The sequence below is a fragment of the Rubrivirga litoralis genome (assembly GCF_031846415.1).
Taxonomy (GTDB): Bacteria; Bacteroidota; Rhodothermia; order Rhodothermales; family Rubricoccaceae; genus Rubrivirga; species Rubrivirga litoralis.
Genome location: NZ_JAVRHT010000074.1, coordinates 1 through 3,217, shown reverse-complemented (window position 1 = coordinate 3,217; position 3,217 = coordinate 1). Strand labels below are relative to the sequence as shown.

Below are 3,217 nucleotides of genomic sequence, written 5' to 3'. Positions count from 1 at the left end.
CTCATCCCTCGATCTCCGTCACGAGCTGGATCTGGCGGAGGACGCCCTGGACCTGGAAGCAGTCGAAAAAGTCGCCCTGGTAGACGCAGTCCTTGCCGGCCGTGTGGACCGTGAACGCGTGGCGCTCGGCCTGCTGCTCCGAGCAGCCGGTGGCCCGGATCAGCTGGAGGATCACCTCGTCGAAGGTGTGGATGTCGTCGTCGTAGAGGATCACGCGCCAGGGCGTGTCGACGGCTTCGTCGGCCGTCGGCTCGGCGACGGGGGCGGCGTCGGGGAAAGCGGGGAGGGGCATGGGCCGGCCGGGGCGGTCTCGGAGGGGGAGCGGGCGGGGCGGGGCAGCCGCCCGGGCCGTTCAGCCACGCGTCGCCTACGCCGCGGTTTCCTCGGCCGGGACCAGCGCGAGGATCTCATAGTCCTCCGTCACCGGGTTGGCCAGGAGCCGGTCGCACGCCTGGCGCACGACGGCCTCGGCCGCCTCCGGCGTCGGCTCGTCCACGCGGACCTCGACGAACGTCCCGGTCCGCACGCTCTCGACGGAGCCCATGCCGAGCTCGTGGAGCGCGTGCTGGACCGCCTTCCCCTGCGGGTCGAGGATCGATGGGCGGAGCGTGACGCGGACGTGGGCGGTGAACATCGGGCGGGGCGGTCCCAGGGGGCGGGGCGGTGGCCGGGGAAACTACGCGCCGACGCGGGGCGCGTCCGCGTCGAGCGGGCCGGGGCGGGGCGGCTCGTCCTCCTCGGGCTCGGTCGCCACGCGGACCGCCCACAGGAGCGCACGGCCCAGCCCCCACCCGAGGTAGATCACGGCGCCGACGAGGAGGCCCTCCTCCTGGAACACGAGGCCGAGGACGAGGACGAGCAGAAACAGGAGGTACCGGAAGCGGTAGCGCCGCAGGTTCGTCCGGTTCGGCTGCGGGAGGGCCGGGAACGGGACCGGCAGCACCATGAGCGACGAGAGCACGACGACCAGGATGATGAGCGTCGAGAGCTGCGGCCGCGCCAGCACGTCGAACCACGGCCGGTCGACGAAGACCAGGATGAACACGACGACGGCCCCGGCCTGGGCGGGGATCGGGAGGCCCGAAAACTCGGCGTGCTTCTCGCCCGCGACGGCCATCGAGTTGAACCGGGCCAGGCGGACGGCCCCGAACAGGGCGGGGAGGCTCGCGAGCAGCGCGCCCCAGAGCGGGCCGAGCTGGTTCAGCCCGAACACGTAGAGCAGGAAGCTCGGCGCGACCCCGAACGAGACCACGTCGCAGAGCGAGTCGAGCTCGACGCCGAACTCCCCGGAGGCCCCGACGAGCCGGGCCATCATGCCGTCGAGGAGGTCGAAGAAGCCAGCCAGGACCACCAGCCACGCCGCCGCCTCCAGGTTGCCCGCCGCCGTCTGGATGAGCGAGAAGAACCCGGCGAGCAGGTTCATCAGCGTGAAAAAGTTCGGCACGGCCGCGCGGGCACGGCTGGGGCCGGCGCGGCGCGCACGGAGGACGGGGCCGCGGCGGCGGCGGGGGTCGCGCGCCATCAGGCTGCCCCCGCCCGCTCTGCCCTGCTGGACGCGGCCGCCCCGCACGTCGCTACGTGGGCGGCCCGACGGGTGGCGGCGGTCGACGGGTAACCTTTTCGGGCGAGCAACGGGGGCGGGGCGGGTGGGGCACCGCTTACGCCGCCGCCCCGCCCCGGCGTTCCGCCCCGCCCGACTCGGAGCCCGGGCGGGGTGGCAGCGGCCGCGCGTCTCCGCCTCAGGCGGCGCGGTGCGGGCGCCGTTTGGCAGCGGCGCCTCCGTGCGGCGACCTTCCGCCTCCCCCCGCCCCGCCCCATGCCCGCCGTTCCCGCCCCGCCCGCCCGGCTCCTCCTGTCTGCCGTCGTCCTCGGGTGCGCCGCGTGCGCGTCGCCCTCGCGGCCGCCGCTCGAGACGGCCGCCGACTCGCTCGCCTACGCCGTCGCCGAGGGCGCGGGCGGGGCGGAGGCGTGGGACGCCCTCCCCGCCCTCGCCTTCGACTGGGCCGTCGTCGTGGACTCGGCCGAGCGGATGCGCGCGCACCACCTGTGGGACAAGGCCGGCGACCGGACGCGCGTCGAGTGGCCGGTCGGGGCGGACTCGGTCGTCGTCGCCGTGTTCTCGCCGTCGACGTTCGACCCCGAGGCGCCGGCCGGGCAGGCGGCCATGAACGGGGCCGCGCTGGGCGGGGCGGCCCTGGACGAGCGGCTCGTCGAGGCCCACCGCCGCCACGTCAACGACGGGTACTGGCTGCTCGCCCCGCTCAAGACGCTCGACCCCGGCGTCCGCCGCGCGGTCGGCGCCGACGGCCAGACGCTCCAGCTCTCGTTCGACGGCGTCGGGCTGACGCCGGGCGACCAGTACGCGATCGAGACCGAGCCGGGCACGCGCTCGATGACGGCGTGGTCGTACGTGCTAGAAGGCGACACGGCGCGGTCGCGCTGGGTGTGGCTCGACCCGGCCGAGGTCGAGACGCCAGCCGGCCCGCTCCGCCTGGCGACGAAAAAGGTCAAGGACGGCGACGGGACGGCGATCCTGACCGAGCCGCGCGCCGTCGCGGACCTCGACGAGACGGCGTTCACGGACCTCCAGCCGCGGGGCGAGCTGTGAGGGCCTGGTTCCTCGCGACGCCGCTCTCCGAGCCGCTCGCGGCCGACGGCCACGCCGTCGTCGAGCTCCTCCGGTCGGACCGGCCGCGCAGCGAGAAGGCGGCGCAGGCGCACGCGTTCATCTACGGCGTCGGCGAGCACGCGCTCGCGTACCACCTCCGCGAGCCGCTGGAGCGCCTGGGCGTGGGGCGGGTGACGCGCCAGGCGCTCGGCGTCGCGCTCGACCTCGCGCTCCGCGGCCTCCGCACCCCGCTCCGCCGCGTCCTCGACGGCATGGACGAGGAGCAGCTCCGCGGCGTGGCCGACGAGATCGAGGTTCGCCTCTACCCGGACCCGCACGGGTGAGGGCGGGCAGCAGGCAGCGGGGGCCACATGCCCCGCCCCGCCCGCAGGACGCGAGGGCGGGGCGGCGTAGGGGCGACCGGCGGTCGCCCGTACGTGCAGGCAGGTCACGGCGGCGGGACGGGCGGGGTGGTCCAGGATGCCCCCCCCGCCCCGGACACGACAAGTCGTGTCCCTACGGGTGCCCGCCGTCGGGCGGGGTGGCTGCGCGACCGCCCCGCCCCCGAGGGCGACCGCCGGTCGCCCCTACAGGACCGTCCACGGGCAA

Annotated in this window: 5 protein-coding genes; 2 read left to right on the top strand and 3 right to left on the bottom strand. The window is 75.7% G+C overall.

Annotation, left to right across the window (positions count from 1 at the left end; translation table 11 throughout):
- Position 1 precedes the first annotated feature (1 nt).
- From RM540_RS16130 to pssA, 3 genes are all read right to left on the bottom strand, one after another.
- Positions 2–292 (bottom strand): ATP-dependent Clp protease adaptor ClpS, encoded by a 291-nt coding sequence (locus tag RM540_RS16130; protein ID WP_311666027.1) that lies wholly within the window; start codon positions 290–292, stop codon positions 2–4.
- Between the two features lie 75 nt (positions 293–367).
- The gene (gene purS, locus RM540_RS16125; RefSeq protein WP_311666025.1) at positions 368–634 is read right to left on the bottom strand and encodes a phosphoribosylformylglycinamidine synthase subunit PurS; all 267 of its coding nucleotides are present in this window, start codon (positions 632–634) and stop codon (positions 368–370) included.
- A 42-nt stretch (positions 635–676) separates the two neighbouring features.
- Complete coding sequence (gene pssA / locus RM540_RS16120) at positions 677–1,444, bottom strand: CDP-diacylglycerol--serine O-phosphatidyltransferase (RefSeq protein ID WP_311666023.1); 768 nt, start codon at positions 1,442–1,444, stop codon at positions 677–679.
- 372 nt (positions 1,445–1,816) lie between these two features.
- Here pssA and RM540_RS16115 point away from each other — a divergent pair, with 372 nt between their 5' ends.
- Positions 1,817–2,608: a hypothetical protein gene (locus RM540_RS16115; protein ID WP_311666021.1), complete on the top strand. Its 792-nt coding sequence runs from the start codon at positions 1,817–1,819 to the stop codon at positions 2,606–2,608.
- On the top strand, positions 2,605–2,952 hold the full coding sequence (locus RM540_RS16110; protein ID WP_311666018.1) for a hypothetical protein: 348 nt from the start codon (positions 2,605–2,607) through the stop codon (positions 2,950–2,952). The genes RM540_RS16115 and RM540_RS16110 overlap by 4 nt, the downstream gene beginning before the upstream one ends.
- The last annotated feature ends 265 nt before the right edge of the window (positions 2,953–3,217 follow it).